The organism is Hydrotalea sp., from assembly GCA_030054115.1.
GTDB lineage: Bacteria > Pseudomonadota > Alphaproteobacteria > JASGCL01 > JASGCL01 > JASGCL01.
In genome coordinates, this window is the sequence record JASGCL010000013.1 from 1 (window position 1) to 16,671 (window position 16,671).

At 47.2% G+C, this 16,671-nt stretch carries 14 protein-coding genes; 2 read left to right on the forward strand and 12 right to left on the reverse strand.

The window, feature by feature from the left end; translation table 11 throughout:
* Window positions 1–131 precede the first annotated feature (131 nt).
* The 3 genes from QM529_03860 to QM529_03870 all read right to left on the reverse strand — a co-directional run bounded on the left by QM529_03860 (window position 132) and on the right by QM529_03870 (window position 1,868).
* The gene (locus QM529_03860; protein MDI9313798.1) at window positions 132–653 is read right to left on the reverse strand and encodes a type II toxin-antitoxin system PemK/MazF family toxin; all 522 of its coding nucleotides are present in this window, start codon (window positions 651–653) and stop codon (window positions 132–134) included.
* Between the two features lie 96 nt (window positions 654–749).
* Window positions 750–1,160, reverse strand: coding sequence for an SRPBCC domain-containing protein (locus QM529_03865; GenBank protein MDI9313799.1), 411 nt, complete (start codon window positions 1,158–1,160; stop codon window positions 750–752).
* Between the two features lie 18 nt (window positions 1,161–1,178).
* On the reverse strand, window positions 1,179–1,868 hold the full coding sequence (locus QM529_03870) for a B12-binding domain-containing protein (GenBank protein ID MDI9313800.1): 690 nt from the start codon (window positions 1,866–1,868) through the stop codon (window positions 1,179–1,181).
* A 768-nt stretch (window positions 1,869–2,636) separates the two neighbouring features.
* Between QM529_03870 and QM529_03875 the strand changes: the two genes are divergently transcribed.
* Both QM529_03875 and QM529_03880 read left to right on the forward strand, forming a co-directional pair.
* Window positions 2,637–4,931, forward strand: a complete 2,295-nt coding sequence (locus QM529_03875) for an Rne/Rng family ribonuclease (protein ID MDI9313801.1) — start codon at window positions 2,637–2,639, stop codon at window positions 4,929–4,931.
* A gap of 101 nt (window positions 4,932–5,032) precedes the next feature.
* Window positions 5,033–7,078: an acyltransferase family protein gene (locus QM529_03880; protein MDI9313802.1), complete on the forward strand. Its 2,046-nt coding sequence runs from the start codon at window positions 5,033–5,035 to the stop codon at window positions 7,076–7,078.
* Here the strand turns inward: QM529_03880 and QM529_03885 are convergent.
* The 9 genes from QM529_03885 to QM529_03925 all read right to left on the reverse strand — a co-directional run bounded on the left by QM529_03885 (window position 7,075) and on the right by QM529_03925 (window position 16,598).
* A complete protein-coding gene (locus QM529_03885) occupies window positions 7,075–7,869 on the reverse strand; it encodes a C40 family peptidase (GenBank protein MDI9313803.1) in 795 nt (264 codons plus the stop codon). The genes QM529_03880 and QM529_03885 overlap by 4 nt on opposite strands.
* A gap of 38 nt (window positions 7,870–7,907) precedes the next feature.
* Window positions 7,908–8,699, reverse strand: a complete 792-nt coding sequence (xth, locus tag QM529_03890) for an exodeoxyribonuclease III (protein MDI9313804.1) — start codon at window positions 8,697–8,699, stop codon at window positions 7,908–7,910.
* Between the two features lie 9 nt (window positions 8,700–8,708).
* The gene (locus QM529_03895) at window positions 8,709–9,248 is read right to left on the reverse strand and encodes an RNA pyrophosphohydrolase (GenBank protein ID MDI9313805.1); all 540 of its coding nucleotides are present in this window, start codon (window positions 9,246–9,248) and stop codon (window positions 8,709–8,711) included.
* A 126-nt stretch (window positions 9,249–9,374) separates the two neighbouring features.
* The gene (locus tag QM529_03900; GenBank protein MDI9313806.1) at window positions 9,375–10,709 is read right to left on the reverse strand and encodes a S41 family peptidase; all 1,335 of its coding nucleotides are present in this window, start codon (window positions 10,707–10,709) and stop codon (window positions 9,375–9,377) included.
* Window positions 10,710–11,361: 652 nt separating this feature from the next.
* Window positions 11,362–12,126 carry a dihydrodipicolinate reductase C-terminal domain-containing protein gene (locus tag QM529_03905; protein ID MDI9313807.1) on the reverse strand — a complete coding sequence of 255 codons (765 nt, stop codon included), beginning with the start codon at window positions 12,124–12,126 and terminating at the stop codon, window positions 11,362–11,364.
* Window positions 12,123–13,583, reverse strand: a complete 1,461-nt coding sequence (gene glmM / locus QM529_03910; protein MDI9313808.1) for a phosphoglucosamine mutase — start codon at window positions 13,581–13,583, stop codon at window positions 12,123–12,125. Before glmM ends, QM529_03905 begins: the two co-directional genes overlap by 4 nt.
* Before the next feature lie 15 nt (window positions 13,584–13,598).
* A complete protein-coding gene (locus QM529_03915) occupies window positions 13,599–14,795 on the reverse strand; it encodes a hypothetical protein (protein ID MDI9313809.1) in 1,197 nt (398 codons plus the stop codon).
* Window positions 14,796–14,799: 4 nt separating this feature from the next.
* Window positions 14,800–15,528 carry a hypothetical protein gene (locus QM529_03920; protein ID MDI9313810.1) on the reverse strand — a complete coding sequence of 243 codons (729 nt, stop codon included), beginning with the start codon at window positions 15,526–15,528 and terminating at the stop codon, window positions 14,800–14,802.
* Window positions 15,529–15,539: 11 nt separating this feature from the next.
* The gene (locus QM529_03925; protein MDI9313811.1) at window positions 15,540–16,598 is read right to left on the reverse strand and encodes a KpsF/GutQ family sugar-phosphate isomerase; all 1,059 of its coding nucleotides are present in this window, start codon (window positions 16,596–16,598) and stop codon (window positions 15,540–15,542) included.
* Between the last annotated feature and the right edge of the window lie 73 nt (window positions 16,599–16,671).

Sequence of the window (16,671 nt, forward strand, 5' to 3'; positions counted from 1 at the left end):
TTGGTATGGCGCGTTTGATATCGGCCTGCAATATGTTTTTTAACGGCGCGTTATTTTATTAGTGGCGGCAAGAATAAATGACGATTGCTATCTTTGACCTTGCCTGTTTGGACTTTAATTTTATAATAAGTCTATAGAGAAAAAATATTTTTTATTTTTTCTTTTATTTGATTAAAGTAAATCATCTCCAATTTTGCATCCGTGCTATGCAGATTAACCAATGGCATCTTTTTATCGCCACTATAAACTTGCGTTAATCTAGAAAAGCTAACCGTCATCGGCATATCGCATAATGCCCAGCTTTCTTTTTTGTTAAGCAAGCCGCATAAATTATATTTTGGAATATGAATAAATTTATCTGTGTCTATCTGAGGAATTTTAGAAGTTAAGGGAATAACAACCGCTGCACTCATTCTCGCATGGGCGAATAAAATAATGACTGGTCTGTCTTTCCAAATTTCAGGGTGTATAAAAGACTGAAATTGCGACTCAAGAGAATTAATTTTTATACTACTATTGCTTATAGATGACACGGCATTGAAATCACACATTAAAATATGACGTTCTTTGCAAAATAATACAGGAAGTTTACCCATAGTGAAACAATCAAAAAAATAACCCCTGCCGATATTATCGGCAGGGGCAAAACCCACTAAAGGGACTTATCAATAATTGCTCACTGATGTCATCATCTATAACATTTTATGGCAATTAAGTCAATAAAACCATAATAACAACATCACTATCTTTTATTTTTTAGATACGTGGTTTTTAAAATTATCCAAAATCGCCTGCCACCCGCCGCGTTGCATCTCATGGCTATGAATGGTTTCGGGGTCAAAGGAAACCGTCACCAGCACCTCGCTTCCCTTTGGTTCAAAGGTAACATCGGCATAGCGACCGCCAAATTCATATTGAATCATCTGTTGCGGAACAACCTTGGTGTAGGTGCCAGCAAAATCAAAACCCTGCGAGCTGTCATCTTTGCTTTCCATACGCGACGAAAACTTGCCGCCGACCTTTAAATCAACCTCGGCACGCGGGCAATGCCAATCCTGGCTTGCCGCATTCCACTGAGTAATGTCGTCCGGCGTGATGTAGGCTTGCCAAACTTTTTCTATTGTCCCGGCCACCATCGTGGAAACCGTTATCTTTGGCATAAACCCTCACCCTCAAGCTTATTTTTGATTATGGCGTCGCGCCATCCATTCCTTGGCGGTTTCAACCGCCACCGCGGCGTCGCGGCAATAGGCGTCTGCCCCAACCGATTTTGCAAATTCTTCGTTCAACGGCGCACCACCCACCAACACGACATATTTATCGCGCAGACCTTTTTCTTTCAGGGTATCGACCACCACCTTCATGTATGGCATGGTCGTGGTAAGCAGGGCCGACATGCCAAGAATATCAGCGTCGTTTTTCTCCAGGGCCTCCAAATAATTTTCAACCGGGTTGTTGATACCAATATCGACCACGTCAAAACCGGCGCCTTCCATCATCATGCCAACCAGGTTCTTGCCAATATCGTGAATATCACCCTTGACGGTGCCAATCACCATCTTGCCCTGTTTTGGCGCGCCAGTGGCGGCCAACAATGGGCGCAGGATATTCATCCCGGCCTTCATCGAATTGGCCGACATCAAGACCTCGGGCACGAACAAAATGCCATCGCGGAAATCAACCCCGACGATTCGCATCCCCTCGACCAATGCCTTGGTCAGCACATCATATGGTGCCCAACCGCGTTTCAGCAAGATATTGGTGCCGTCAACAATTTCATCGGCCAGACCATCGTAAAGGTCATCCCACATTTGCTCGGTTAATTCTTTATCGTCCAGTGTATTCAGGTCTAATTCGTCGCCAGCCATGTCTTTTTCCTCCCCAGGTTTATTTGATTAATTTATACGTATTTGTCCTTTATTCTGTTCCCTAGCTCGCCCTATCCTATTTTTCGGGTTTCTGTCAATCACTCTTTTTCGATTCTTTTCGTAAAAAAAACCTATAGGGCTTGTTAATCAAAAGGCCAAAACCCGTCACCAACAAGCCGCCCCGTAACAAGCCACTTGACAATCGCTTTGGTATGGGTTACGATAGTTTCATCTTATTTTAGAGATTTTATACAAATTTTTTAAGTTTGATGGTGAATTTTTCAACAGAACTTATAAAAAAAACAACCCCTAAAATGCAAACAACAATATAAACAACGAAACGGAGATTTTATTTTATAACGCCCACCAAAATTAAGGCAAAATAACCCAACGCCCAAACAACAGCGGCAAGGGTTACAAAAACCGGTTTTGATGCAAAGGCGTAAGAAAAAAACGGAAGCAAGCGAATTATATTACCATTTATCAATAACAAAACTTTACAAAAAATAATTTTTATCGTGAACAACACCATTAATAATTCAGCGTCAACGGTTGCCGTTGCATACCCGACCTTGGGTATTGCGGCCGGGCGTCATGCGCGCGCGACATTGATGGGTTTTGTTATTGATAACGCCAGCCGGTTTATTGGGCTGGGTCAACTTTTGATCAATTTATTGACCAATAAAAACTATAGGACAGACAAACTGACGATGGCCGGCCAATTGAATTTGACTGCGTCCCGTCATTATTATTCAATGGAGAAAAAACATGAACAAACCAACCAACAAAATTCTTATCGACGCCGCCTACCCCGAGCAAACCCGACTTGCCATCGTGGAAGGTAGCCAGTTACAAAACTACGACCAAGAAATATCAAACAACAAAACGTTAAAGGGCAATATCTACCTTGCCAAGGTGACGCGGGTCGAACCCTCGCTTCAGGCTTGCTTCGTTGATTACGGGCGCGAACGCCATGGGTTTTTATCCTTGACCGAAATTCACCCCGATTATTACCGCATTCCGGCGGCCGATAAAAAAGCCCTGATGGAGGATTTGTATCAAGAACAAACCCGCGAACGCCAACCACGCGATAACCGCGATGGTTACCGTGGCCGCCGTGGTTATCGCCGCGACGACGAACAACAATTTGATAACAACGACAATTACAACGCCGGCGACGACCAGGACAACCAAGGCCAAGATGGCGACCAACGTGATAACAACCAAGCTAACGATGACCGCGGCGACGCGCCGCGTCGTCAATCATCGCGTCGCGCCGACAATCGAAATGACAATCGTTCGGGCAATCGCCAAGAATCGCGCCAAGAATCGCGCCAAGAATCGCGCCAAGAATCGCGGCAAGAAAACGCCGCTGGTTACCGCGCGCCGCGTTATGAATCGGATGTTATCGATGATTTAAACAACCTGCCGCCAATCGATACGAACGACGCGCCATACGACGCCAATGCGGCCGACGCCGAATCGCAAGACGCGCGCCAGGGTGATGACCGCCAAATGAATCGCAATGATGACAATAATAATCAAGGCACCGCGCCCGACCAAGCGGGTCGTGATAATGATGACGATTACCAAGCTGGCGATAACTCACCTGACATCAATGATGTCGATGGTGACGAACCATTGGACGAAGATGGCAATCCCTATAATGATAATGATAATGACATCGATGGCGGCGATATCGACCGCTCGCGCATGTCGCGTTTTGTCAAACGCCGTCGCTATAAAATTCAGGAGGTCATTAAAAAAGGCCAAGTGATTTTGGTCCAAGTGGTGAAGGACGAACGCGGCCAAAAGGGCGCGGCCATGACCTCTTACCTTTCGTTGGCCGGGCGTTATTGCGTTGTCATGCCAAACGCCACCAAGGGCGGCGGCATTTCGCGCAAAATCAGCCTCGCCGAGCGCGACCATTTGCGCAACGTGATGCGCTCTCTCAGCGTGCCGCAGGGCATGGGGCTTATCATTCGCACCGCCGGTGCCGACCGCAACGAAGATGAAATCAAAGCCGATTACGATTACGTGCTGAAGCTTTGGGACCAGATTCGCGAATTGACCGTCTCATCCGAGGCTCCATTGTTGATTTATGACGAAGGGTCGCTGGTCAAAAAAGCCATCCGCAATTATAACAACAGCAATATCGATGAAATTTGGATAGAGGGCGCGGAGGCGTTCGACGTGGCGATGGAAACCATGAAGGCGATTGCCCCCGAGGAAACCGACAAGTTAAAAAAATACTTGGCGCGCGACCATAAAAATAAAAGCTTGTTTAATTTCGCCGACATCGAATATGAAATCCAAAGTATTTACGAACCATATGTGCCATTGCGGTCGGGTGGGATGTTGGTGATAAACCAAACCGAGGCCTTGGTGGCGATCGATGTGAACTCTGGCAAGGCGATTCGCGAACGCAATATCGAGGAAACCGCCCTGCGCACCAACATGGAGGCCGCGGCCGAGGTCGCGCGTCAACTGCGCCTGCGCGACCTGTCGGGGCAAATCGTTATCGATTTTATCGACATGGAAAACAACCGCAATATCTATCAAGTGGAAAAATTTTTCCGCGACCAATTGCGCCAAGACCGCGCCCGCGTGCAAATCGGCCGTATCGGCATGTTTGGCATGTTGGAAATGACACGCCAACGTTTGCGCCCCAGCATCACCGAAACCGTGATGCAGGATTGCCCCCATTGCCATGGCACGGGAAAAACATTCCGCCCCGAATATTACAGCCTGCAGTTCCTGCGCGAGGTATTTAATTTGGTGCAAGAAAAAGGCGCGGGCAAAATTGTCGCCGAGGTGCCATCGGAATTGGCAAAAGATTTGCGCGCCACCAAACGCGACAAGTTAAACGAAATCGAAGATATTTACAAAGTCGATTTGGAATTCGTCGATTTGCCGCCAAAAAGTTTGGAGCCATATATCATCAATTACAGCAAGGGCAAGGGTAAGACGACCGATAAAAAAGCCGGCGGTAAGGGACGTGGTAAAAAATCATTGCCATTGGATTTTATCAGCGCGGCCAACCAACCCGACACCGGCAAATAACCGTGGTTAATTTTTGATGTTATGTAGCGATAAATTTTTAATCAATATAAGAGATGGAAAACATGTTGAAAGCTAATTAGCTTTGTTTTAATGCTCGTTTTATGAGCAATAAGACCGCATACCGCGCAGACATTGATGGCTTGCGCGCCATTGCGGTGTTGTTGGTTGTTGGCTTTCACGCATTTCCCTATATCATCAGAAATGGTTTTATCGGGGTTGATGTTTTTTTCGTTATATCTGGTTTTTTAATCACTGGCATTATTCTGCAAGGATTGAACAATAATAATTTCAGCTTTGTTGAATTTTACAGCCGTCGCGTAAGGAGGATATTTCCTGCGCTGATTATTGTTTTAATCGCGGTGCTGGTTTTTGGCTATTTTTATTTATTTCCCTATGAATACAAACAGCTGGCAAAGCATGCTTTCGGCGGCACAGCTTTTATATCAAATTTCTTTTTCTGGAATGAAGTCGGTTATTTTGATAATTCCGCCAATACCAAACCATTGCTCCATTTATGGAGTCTTGCCATTGAAGAACAATTTTATATTATTTTTCCTTGCCTATTGTTTTTGTTATACAAAAGAAAGGTTGATTTATTGGTAGCGCTCGTAATTCTTTGGATTGCCTCCTTTGGATTTAATATATGGGAATACAAACATAATCTCACCGCAGATTTCTACTCACCGCTCACAAGATTTTGGGAAATTCTAACGGGTGCTATTTTATCTTATTTATCCCTACAGAAAAAAAATAAGCACCTTATTAACAATGATTTTATCGCTAATATCATGTCCTTGGCTGGTATTACTATTATCCTAGTAAGCGCGTTACCACATGGGTTAGTTCGGGGGGGGGGGGGGCACCCGGGCATCAGTGCGGTGCTTCCCGTTTTGGGTGGCGCAATGCTTATTGCTGGTCGTGGTGCCGCCAATAAGATATTGAGTCACAAATTCTTTACCTCCATCGGTCTTATCAGCTACCCGCTTTACCTTTGGCATTGGCCTATCTTGTCTTATATGACCATCTTAACTAGTAACTTTGATTTAAAGTATAGCACGACCATGCTGTACCTATTACATATTTTTCCGACAGAAAGTATCTACCTTCTAAATAATATTATGACATTGTTATATAAAATTGCGGCTATAGTCGTCGCATTTTTATTATCTTATATAACCTATCAATATATCGAGAAAAAAATAAGGTCAGGCAAAAGTCAAAAGTCAAAAACCATGATGCTTGCCATTATAATGGCCGTAATATCTATAGCCTCCATCATTTTATATAAATTTACACCAGCAATAACTAAAAATAGTGGCAACCTCTATCAATTACACTATTTTTTTAGCGACGATAACCGCAGGGTGGACCAAGCATGTTTGGACTATGTTGGAATAAAATTTTATAACAACGTTAATGCAAACAATGGCAATAGCTATTATTGTAAATTTAACAACATGCATAGCAAGACCACTGTGGCTTTATTAGGTCATTCTCATGCTTTTGCTACGTATGATGGGGTGGCAAATTACTTAGCCAAAAAAAATATTAATACTTTTTTTATAACTAATGACATCTATATTAAAGGAAGCAATAATACATGCGTTCAGGGTATCTTGCCTCCTTATAGACCATCATTGACTAGCAATGAAAAAAATATCTGTGATTCGTCAATGAAAAAAATATTAGATATATTGCATAACAAGAAAGATATTAAAAATATCTTTATTACTGATTATCCTTTTTTTGACCATGACGTCGACCGCGACCCTTCCCCTCGATTGTTAATTAAACATCTAATCCAAGACAATAAAAAGGTTTACCTAATTGCGCATTATCCTACTCTGCGCAACGATCCTAGAAATTGTATCACTTCACGACCGCCTTATAATAAAAGCTCAATGGTTGATTGTAGTTTTTTGGCAGACCATAATTTTGCCGCCATTTCATCAATCGAGAAGAGTAACAATGTAACAATTATTGACCCTACACCCGCTTTTTGCCCAGAAAGAATTTGCAGTGCTTTCTCTCCGCAGGGTATTCTTCTATATTCAGATTGGCATCATCTTTCACAGGCTGGTAGCCAATTTCTTGCAGAAAATGTTCTTGCCCCTTACCTTGATAAAATAGCCAAAGAAAATCGTTAAGCCCGTTTGATGCCGCGAAATGCCGTGCCGTCTTTTTCAAGACGCGCGCGGGTTTCGGTGTAATTGTCGATGGTTACCATCATGTCATTTGGGTTGGCCGATGAATGGATAATGCTGTCATTGTCCAACATCATGGCGACATGGCCGGCCCAAAAAACCAAATCACCGGCTTGGCGATTTTTTTCGTCGATGGGCGTTTTTAAAAAATCAAATTGCAACCCGCTGTCGCGCGGCAGGGCAATGCCGGCCGAGGCGTAAGCCATTTGCGTCAACCCCGAACAATCGGTGCCGGCAAAACTGCGCCCACCCCACAGGTATGGCGCGCCCAGCATCATCCGCGCCACCGCCAATGCAGATTGCTTGTCATTAACCGGCCGTAAATGATTGGCCAGCACGTAACCGCCGCTTGCCAATTCCACAAAATTTCTTTTGTCTTTTTCTTTTTTCGCCACCACCCGCACCCGCGCCGGGTAAAACAACATTTGCAACGGCGTCGATTTAATATCGGCATCAAAATAAATGGTCGCCATGTTGCGCGCCAGAATATATTCATCGCCGCGCAACCATTGTTCGTGGTCGGTCAGGGCTTGGCGCAACACGTAACCTTCGTAACCATCAACGCCGGCGACCTTGGCCCAACCTTTATCCTCCGCCAAAATACTCACCATTTCGCCAAATAACAATTGACTGGTCAGCGGCGGGTGTGGGTTATCGGCGTCGACCGGTTCTGCGACCATCGGCAAGGTCATGGCCATCACCATGTATTTTTTTGGGTTGCTGGGGTTTTTCATTTTTTTTTTATTTCGCAAATTTTTTTAATAATTATTTTTTACCAATCGAATTCCGCCATCACCACCACATGGTCGGATGGTTTGTCTTCCAATCGTTGCTTAGCAAGATGCACACAGCTTTTCAATCTATCCCTATGCCGTTCGCGCAACCAAATATGGTCAAGCCGCAGGCCGCGCGAGGCCTCGCTAATCTCATGGTTGCGATAGCTCCACCAGCTATAAAGTTTTTTATCATCGGGCACAAAATGCCGCGCGCAATCGAACACGCCAAGCGCGCCCATCACCGCGCCGAGGTTTTCGGTTTCCAGCGGCGTGTGGCAAACAACTTTCAGCATCGGCTTATGACTCCAAACATCGTTTTCGCGTGGCGCAATGTTGATATCGCCGACGACGATAATCGGTTGGTCGGGGGCATGAACATCGGTCAAGATTTTTTTCATATCTTGCAGAAAATTTATTTTGTGGGCGTATTTTTTATTTTGCATTAAGTCGGGCACGTCGCCACCGGCCGGCACGTAAAAATTATGAAGCACGCCGCCATTTGGCAACATGCAACTGATATGGCGCGAATCGCCCATGCCGCCAAAATTGGCGGTCGGCCCGGGCGTCATCGGGTATTTTGACAACAACGCCACGCCATTGTAACTTTTTTGTCCCTTGAATAAAATATAGGGGTAACCCAGGGCTTGCAAATCGGCCATCGGGAATTCGTGGTCCTGCACCTTGGTTTCTTGCAGGGCGATGAAATCTGGCTGGTGGCTTTTTAAAAAATTCTTGAGCTGCGGAATCCGCAAGCGAATCGAATTGACATTCCACGTGGCGACCAACATAAAAACCCCCTAGCCAATTATATTTTTTATTTGCGGCAAAAATTCGGTTAAAAGATTTTGATAAAGTTGTTGCTTAAAATCGACAATCGACCGCAACAATTCATCGGGCCGACACCACCGCCAGGTAAGAAATTCCGGCGGGTTGTGGGCTTGCAAATTAACCTGCGAATCCTCGCCAATAAATTGGCACAGATACCAGCGTTGTTTTTGACCGGCGTATTTACCATTCCACAATTCTTGGCGAACGGCGGGCGGCAAATCATAAACCAGCCAATCCTTGCTCTGCGAAATAATTTTTACCTGAGGCGCGGCGATGCCGGTTTCTTCATGCAATTCGCGACGCATCGCCGCGTCGGGGGTTTCACCATCGTCGATACCGCCCTGCGGCATTTGCCAGGCCTTGGCGACGTTTTTACGTTCACCGGCGAATATCAAGCCATCGCGATTAAACAACATGATGCCAACCCCAAGCCGATAAGCCTGACCATCATGTTGAGGGTTGCCATTTTTATCGGCGACGTCATGCGGGAGGGTGTTGTTGTCAAGCATTGTTGGGCATCCATATAACAGATTCGATTATAAAATAATTTGGCGATGATATTTGATAATAAGGTGATTGCCCCAACCCACCCTCAACATTAAGAAATTTCCTGCAAAGATTTCTGAAGCAGAAAATTATTTGCCCGCGCTCTTGACGAGGTTTTTTAACTTTGCCAAGGCGGCATCAAGTTGCGGGTCTTTTTTCGGCAGGTCGCCAGGTTTTTGGTCGGCCGGGTTTACCAATTCGACCGGTTCCTTAACATCGATATCTGGTTTGATACCAACCCCCTGAATCGATTTACCGGACGGCGTGTAATATTTTTGCGTGGTCAATTTCATCGCGGTGCCAGATTTCGATAATGGATACACCGATTGCACCAACCCCTTGCCAAAACTGGTTGTCCCCATGACAACGGCGCGTTTTTGGTCTTGCATCGCGCCGGCAAAAATTTCGGAGGCCGAAGCCGACCCGCCATTCACCAACACCACCAATTGCGCGCCGCCAGAAATATCGCCCGGGGTGGCAAGGAAACGGCGTTCACTGCTTTTGTCGCGGCCACGGATGGAAACAATTTCGCCCTGGTTTAAGAAATCATCGCTGAGGGTAATCGCCTGGTCGAGCAAGCCGCCCGGGTTGTTGCGCAGGTCAAGGACAAAACCCTTTGGCATGACGCCGCCATTTTTTGCCTTGAGGTCGTTAAAAATTTTTGTCACGCCCGGCGCGGTTTGTTCGGTGAAGCCTGTCATGCGGACATAACCCAAGCCGCCGGGTTTCAATTCGCCCTTAACCGATTGGACAACAATTTTTTCGCGCTTCAGCGACAGGGTAAAGGGTTCGGGCAAGCCCTGGCGAATAAAGGTAACATTGACCGTTGTGCCGGGCGCGCCGCGCATTTGGCGCACCACCTCGTCTATGTTTTTGCCCTGTACCGGTTTGCCATCGACCTTCATAATGAAATCACCCGATTTCAGGCCGGCGCGGGCGGCCGGCGTGTCGTCTATCGGCGCGACAATTTTAACATAGCCAGAGGGGTCGGCGGCGACCTCCATCCCCAAGCCGCCAAATTGGCCACTGCTTTGTTCGTTAAAGGCTTTGAAATCTCGTTCATTAAAATAGGCCGAATAGGGATCAAGCCGCGCCAACATGCCGTCAATCGCCTTTTCCACCAAGTCGGTTGCCGAGATTTGTTCGACATAATCAGAACGGACGCGATTAAAAACCTCGCTAAACACCGACACCATGTCGTAAAATTGACCGTTGTCGCCCTTGCCCGTGTTATCAGATGCTTGTTGCGCAACCGATGGCGCGGGTTTAAATGCCAACAGCGCCACCACCGGGGTTAAAATCAGCACCAATAAAATAGATAAGCTAACCGCAACGCCGCGCAAAAACCCCAATCGATAACTGGTGGTGTGATTTAATTTTGCCGTTGCTTGCAGTTTTCCTGCTTTGCGTTTTAATAATGACATGAGATTAAATGAAACGGGGCGTAAAAATAAAGGTAAGGTGGAAAATGTTTAGGGCGGGAAACACTGACCTTATAACATGCTATCATGGGTTTTGCAAATAATTATTGGCAAGCATATATACCCATCATTGTATTATCCCCTCACCTTTTTGCCGCTTTTTAGCGCGTTTTATCGCTAATCCCACCGCCATAAACCACCTTAAACCGCGTTATATCGCCTCAGCCTATTGACTTTTATAAAAAAATAGACTATATGAGGGGTAAGCTAAGTTATTAGGGTTCGTGAAAGCAAATAGCCTCTTTACCTAAAGATAAAGAGGGTAAACGCGCTTTTCGAAGATATTGGTTAGGCCAATAGATTTGAAAAGCGAGGAGAGGCGTTAAGTTGTATCAAGCACCGTTGATAAAGTATAAAAGCAGAAAGGCAGGTAATCATGAAATACTTAGGCATCATGTTCTTGTGGCAAAAACGTTTGCCAGCATAACAAGACGATTTATTAAAGTTGATTTTAAAAACCAGTTTTAATAAATAACATAAAATAACAATGATTTAATTGTTTAAATGGGATCATCTGTTTTAGCCCTCTCAAGATAGTTATCTTCGAGGGGGCTTTTTTTTGCCCTGACGCAAAAAAAAAATTGCGCCAAATAATTTATTTTTTTAAAAAATCGTCGATGGTGTAAAAACCGGGGGCTTGTTGGCACAGCCACAGGCCGGCCCGCACCGCGCCAACCGCGAACATCTTGCGGTCCTTGGCATGGTGGCTTAGGGTGATGACATCATCCTCGCCGTCAAAAACAATGCTGTGGTCGCCGATGACCTCGCCCTCGCGTTTTGATTCATAATTTATTTTTATCGTCGGGTTATGTTGTTCCATAACACGGCCAAGCATTAGCGCGGTGCCAGATGGTTTATCCTTTTTATGAACGTGATGCGTCTCGCTTATGGTAAGGCGGTAATTGGTAAAAAAACCAGCCGCCAGGCCGGCGATGCGCGCCAGCCCCGCAACACCAAGGCTGGTGTTGGCCGACAACATGGTGGGGGTTTTTGCCGACAGGGTTTTTATCGCCGCCACCGCCGCCTCCCCCAATCCGGTAACGCCGCATAAATAACCCGCGCCATGTTGTGCCGCCAATTGCGCATGTTGCACCACGGCCGATGGGGTCGAAAAATCAATCACCAATAATTTTTTGTTATTATTTGCGGCGGCATTAGTGATGGCGTCCGCCGCATCATCGGTAAAAATTATCTTATTGGCATTTTTTTGTGCGATTGCTTTGCCCGCCAAATCACTGCCACGGCGCACCACCGCGGCGGTTAAGGTTGCGGCATCGCCGACGATGTTTTTATCCTGCGCCGCCGCCACCAGCAACTGGCCCATGCGGCCACCGGCACCCAAGATGATAATATGTATCATGTGACAAGGTAGGGGGCGAGGCCGGTTTGCATTTTTGTTACGACCTCATTAATTTTTGCCCCGTCGTGAAGTTGCACCGTCAAGCGCAAGATAGATTTTTCCGTGCCCGATGGGCGCAATAAAAACAGGCCGCGAATTTTTTCGATGGAATTTTGCACCTCGGCCATCAAGGGTTTTATATCATCGCCGGCCATCAAACGTTGGCCGTCGACCTCGGGCTTTAATCTAAAATTAATCGTTTTTTCGGCGACACTGCGGTATAGATGCTGAAGCTCTGACAATGGTTTTTCGTCGTCTATCATGGCGTATAAAACCTGCAACGCGGCCATCAACCCATCACCGGTTGTGCCGTAATTTTTCATGACAATATGCCCCGATGGTTCGGCGCCAATGACGAAATCGCCCGCATCATTATCATTGCCGTTTCCATTATTATCATGGCCGCGAATTTTTTGGATGATGTTTTTATCGCCCACCGCGACCCGTGCAAAATCCACCCCGAGGGAGGAAATATATTCCTCCAGCCCTAGGTTGCTCATCACCGTGCCCACCACCCCGCCGGTCAATTTGCCGGTGGTTTGCCAATGGTGGGCGATTATCGCCAAAATTTTATCGCCGTTTAATTCCGCGCCCTGTTCGTCAATCATCAACAACCGGTCGGCGTCGCCATCCAGCGCGATGCCCAAATCGGCCTTGTTCTGCTTAACCGCGGCAATCAACCGCGCCGGGTGCAAACTGCCGCAATCGTCGTTAATGTTCAACCCGTTGGGTTGGACCGCAAGGGGGATAACCACCGCCCCCAATTCGCGAAGCACGGTCGGGGCAATTTTATAGGCCGCACCATGGGCACAATCGATAACGATTTTTAAACCTTCCAAGCTTTTATCCTTGGGGAAACTATTTTTAACAAATTCGATGTAACGCCCCATGGCGTCGTCGATGCGCATGGCGCGACCCAATTTCGACGATGGCACGTTGGTGTTAATATCGCTGTTCATCAATTCTTCGATGCGCCGCTCCATCGCCTCCGAAATTTTATAACCATCGGGCCCGAATAATTTAATCCCATTGTCTTGGTAAAGATTGTGCGAGGCCGAAATCATAACCCCCAAATCGGCGCGCATCGATTGCGTCAACATGGCAAGCCCCGGGGTCGGAATCGGGCCGACCAACAGCACGTCCATGCCGACCGAGACAAAACCCGCGGTCAGGGCCGGTTCCAACATGTAACCCGAAAGACGCGTGTCCTTGGCTATCACCACGCGGTGCAGGTCGTCTTTGTTTTTGCGCTGGCTTTGTTGGCCAGTTGCAGAACCCGCACCATGAAGCGCACCATCGCGCGCCAAATGCCCAGCCAATTGCGCCACGCGGGTGATAACCGATGGCGTGATAACCGTGTCGTTGGCGGTGCCGCGAATGCCGTCGGTGCCGAATAATTTGCTTGGGTATTGTTTCATGGTTTTTAAAAAAAATTAATTAAGGTCTATAATAGCACGCACCCGCCCCCGTCTATCAAGCGGATTATTATTAAGTTTCTTTAAGGCCGGTGCGCCCGTGCCATCCTTCGCGGGTTGGCTGGCCAAAATCGCATCTTGCCCGACTATCGCCAACATTTCCTTTTCAATATTTTTCCCCTCGATAGTGCTGATGCCGGTTTTAAAATCGCTGTTGGCGCATTGCCCCTCTATCGTTTCCTCCTTGCCCTTGGCGTTCAGGCGGCGGATAATAACCTGGCCACAGACAATAAATTGTTGTTTGGCCGGAAAATAATAACCATGTTGACCGGTGATAATTTCATTTTTTTTGGTAATGACCTTGACGCCATGCGTCGCCCGCGCCCAATTGGCGGCTTGGTTATATTCCAACAATTGGTTGGCATAGATGGTGTTGTTGCCGCTGTTCGCCCCCTTGCCCGCCGTGGTCACGACCACGGTTGGCGCGTAAAACCAACCGATGGCGTCGTCAAAAAACCATATGAATCGCTGTCCCTTGGCATCAAATTGTTGCTCGCTGATTTTTACCGCGCCGCTTGCCTGCAACTCGGCGAAGGGGTTTTTGGCAATATCGCGCGGCACCGGCTGGCTGACTTTTATCTGGCTTTGCTTATTGCGGTAACCAACCGCCTTGTCGGCATATAATATCATATTGGTGGCAGCCTTATCGGTTGCGGCATTGTTAGCGGTGTTTTTTTTTGTCACCAACACCACCTGGGTCAAAAAACTGATGGTTTTGACAACCTCGCCATTCATTTTTATTGGGTCGGGCATGAATTGCAACTCGATTTGTCCGGCCATGCCGTTTAATTTATCGGTGATAAGCTCGGCCATGGTGACAGCGGTTATTTTGTCGATTTGATTTTTATTGGTGGCTGGTATTTTTTTAAACATCACCATCAATTGCCCTTGGCTTTTTAACATGAAGCCTTGGCGCGTCAATTGGCTATTGCCACGGGCGATGATGTTATTGGTTGCCCTGTTCCATTTTATGCCATCACTGCCCGACAGGTTGATATCATCGCTGTAGCCACTATTGTTTGCTGCGCTGTTGCTTGGGTTATCCTGCGCCAACGCCTGTGCCATGGCGCGGGCAACCAACGAAGGACTAGCCAGTAACCACAAGCCATAACAACCGATGGTGAATGCCAGCAAAAGGTTTTTTCTTATTTTCATTATTTTATTTCGGGTTGTTTAGGGCTGGGCGGGCAAAAATCGTCATGGTGCTGTTACCGGTCAGGGTTATATCGTTACCTTGGTTTTCGATAATAATCCCCTGGCCGGAAAATGTTTCGCGCGGGCCAACGCCGGTGATTGCTTCATCGCCGGTCATGCCGCCGTTTTTAAAATTCATCAGCAGTTTGGTGGTTTTTATGTTTAACCCATTCGCTAGGTTCGCCTCAACCGCCTTGGTCAGCAACAGGGTGTTTTTGCTAATCGTCAGCACGCCGGTGCTGGTGGTGAAATTCATCAGCTCATCGGGCGTCAACATATTGCTCGGCGTCATGGCGTTTATGCCAACCGCCGGCTTCGTCGGGTTGTTTGGGTCTGGCGGCGGGCGCAACAGCCGACCACTGATGTTTTGCATAAAAACAATATCGCTGTTGTTTCTATCGCTTTGGCTTGATTTGCTTTTTATTTCCAATACCCGGCCGTCTTGAAATTCGTCGCTAAAGGTGCCATTTTCGACCGCCATGCCGCCGGTGCCAATGTTGGTGGTGTCGATGCTGGTGGTGCTGGGGATATAGGAAAAAATGGTCATCACCGCGGCGCGAAAGCCGGTGTAAAAAATCACCAAGACAAACATCGCGGCGGCTATCGCCACCATTGCCAATTTATGTTGCCAAAAACGCGTTTGCTTAAAACCCGCAAAAAAATCTTTGAGTAAATCTTTCCAACCGCGCCACATGACCTTATTGCTTACACCCTTAAAATATCATGAATGTGAATAATACCAACCGCCTTGTCATTTTTTTCCAGCGGCGACACCGGCGGGCGTTGACCGCCGGATTTGCCATGGTCGCTATCTTGCGCGGCGACAACAAACATTACCTGAAATTGCTTGTCATTCATCACCGCCAAAATGGCCGGCAACAAACTGGTTGCGCGGCACACCAACGGCGTTTGGTTCATCACCGCCCCGACCTTTAGATTCATAAAACCATTGTCGCCGTTTTTATCCAGCGCGCGGCGCAAATCGCCATCGGTGATAATGCCGACCAGGTGCCGCGCCTTATCCACCACGCCAATCACGCCGAAACGTTTTTGCGCCATTTGCAATATCGCTTCCTTCATCAGCAAATTATCATCGACCAGCGGCACATCGCCCCCGTGGTGCATTACATCGGCGGCGGTCGAAAGTTTTTTTCCAAGATACGCGCCAAGCGCGCCGCCCGGGTGCAGGTTGCGAAATTGCTCCTCAGAAAAACCCTTTAATTCCAAAAAACCCATGGCCAGGGCATCGCCCAGCCCCATTGTCTTGATGGTCGATGTCGTCGGGGCCAGGGACAATAACCCAGCCTCCGCCTCCGCCCCCAGCGGCAAGACAACATCGGCCAATTGGCCAAGGTGCGATGCCGATTTGGCCGTGAGGGCGACGATAGTAATATGGTGGGTTTTGCAAAATTGTAAGATATTAAATAATTCCGGCGTTTCCCCCGAATTGGAAATGGCGATTAACAGGTCGCCGCGTTGCATCATGCCCAAATCGCCATGGCTGGCCTCGGTCGGGTGGATAAAAAAACTTGGGCAACCAATCGATGACAAGGTTGAGGATATTTTTCGCCCAACATGCCCCGATTTACCAACCCCCGAAACAATCACGCGGCCACCGCCATCGGCCGCCTTAACCATGGCCGCCACCGCGGCGGAAAAATCATCGGGCAATTCATCGGCCAGTCTGAGCAGGGCCTGCCCCTCGGCACGTAAAATATCCTTGCCCTTGTTTAACACGTTTTTTAATCCGTCTACGTTTGTCATGTTACGACTGCCTCTTTTCTTTTGATTTTTTATGACCAACAATTTATAACAATAGCTATAGAACAATTGCGCC

What these genes read in the sequence shown, in the direction of transcription:
- QM529_03865 (MDI9313799.1), bottom strand. Translation starts at nt 1,160, where the DNA reads ATGCCAAAGATAACGGTTTCCACGATGGTGGCCGGGACAATAGAAAAA.
- QM529_03870 (MDI9313800.1), bottom strand. Translation starts at nt 1,868, where the DNA reads ATGGCTGGCGACGAATTAGACCTGAATACACTGGACGATAAAGAATTA.
- QM529_03875 (MDI9313801.1), top strand. Translation starts at nt 2,637, where the DNA reads ATGAACAAACCAACCAACAAAATTCTTATCGACGCCGCCTACCCCGAG.
- QM529_03880 (MDI9313802.1), top strand. Translation starts at nt 5,033, where the DNA reads ATGAGCAATAAGACCGCATACCGCGCAGACATTGATGGCTTGCGCGCC.
- QM529_03885 (MDI9313803.1), bottom strand. Translation starts at nt 7,869, where the DNA reads ATGAAAAACCCCAGCAACCCAAAAAAATACATGGTGATGGCCATGACC.
- xth (MDI9313804.1), bottom strand. Translation starts at nt 8,699, where the DNA reads ATGTTGGTCGCCACGTGGAATGTCAATTCGATTCGCTTGCGGATTCCG.
- QM529_03895 (MDI9313805.1), bottom strand. Translation starts at nt 9,248, where the DNA reads ATGCTTGACAACAACACCCTCCCGCATGACGTCGCCGATAAAAATGGC.
- QM529_03900 (MDI9313806.1), bottom strand. Translation starts at nt 10,709, where the DNA reads ATGTCATTATTAAAACGCAAAGCAGGAAAACTGCAAGCAACGGCAAAA.
- QM529_03905 (MDI9313807.1), bottom strand. Translation starts at nt 12,126, where the DNA reads ATGATACATATTATCATCTTGGGTGCCGGTGGCCGCATGGGCCAGTTG.
- glmM (MDI9313808.1), bottom strand. Translation starts at nt 13,583, where the DNA reads ATGAAACAATACCCAAGCAAATTATTCGGCACCGACGGCATTCGCGGC.
- QM529_03915 (MDI9313809.1), bottom strand. Translation starts at nt 14,795, where the DNA reads ATGAAAATAAGAAAAAACCTTTTGCTGGCATTCACCATCGGTTGTTAT.
- QM529_03920 (MDI9313810.1), bottom strand. Translation starts at nt 15,528, where the DNA reads ATGTGGCGCGGTTGGAAAGATTTACTCAAAGATTTTTTTGCGGGTTTT.
- QM529_03925 (MDI9313811.1), bottom strand. Translation starts at nt 16,598, where the DNA reads ATGACAAACGTAGACGGATTAAAAAACGTGTTAAACAAGGGCAAGGAT.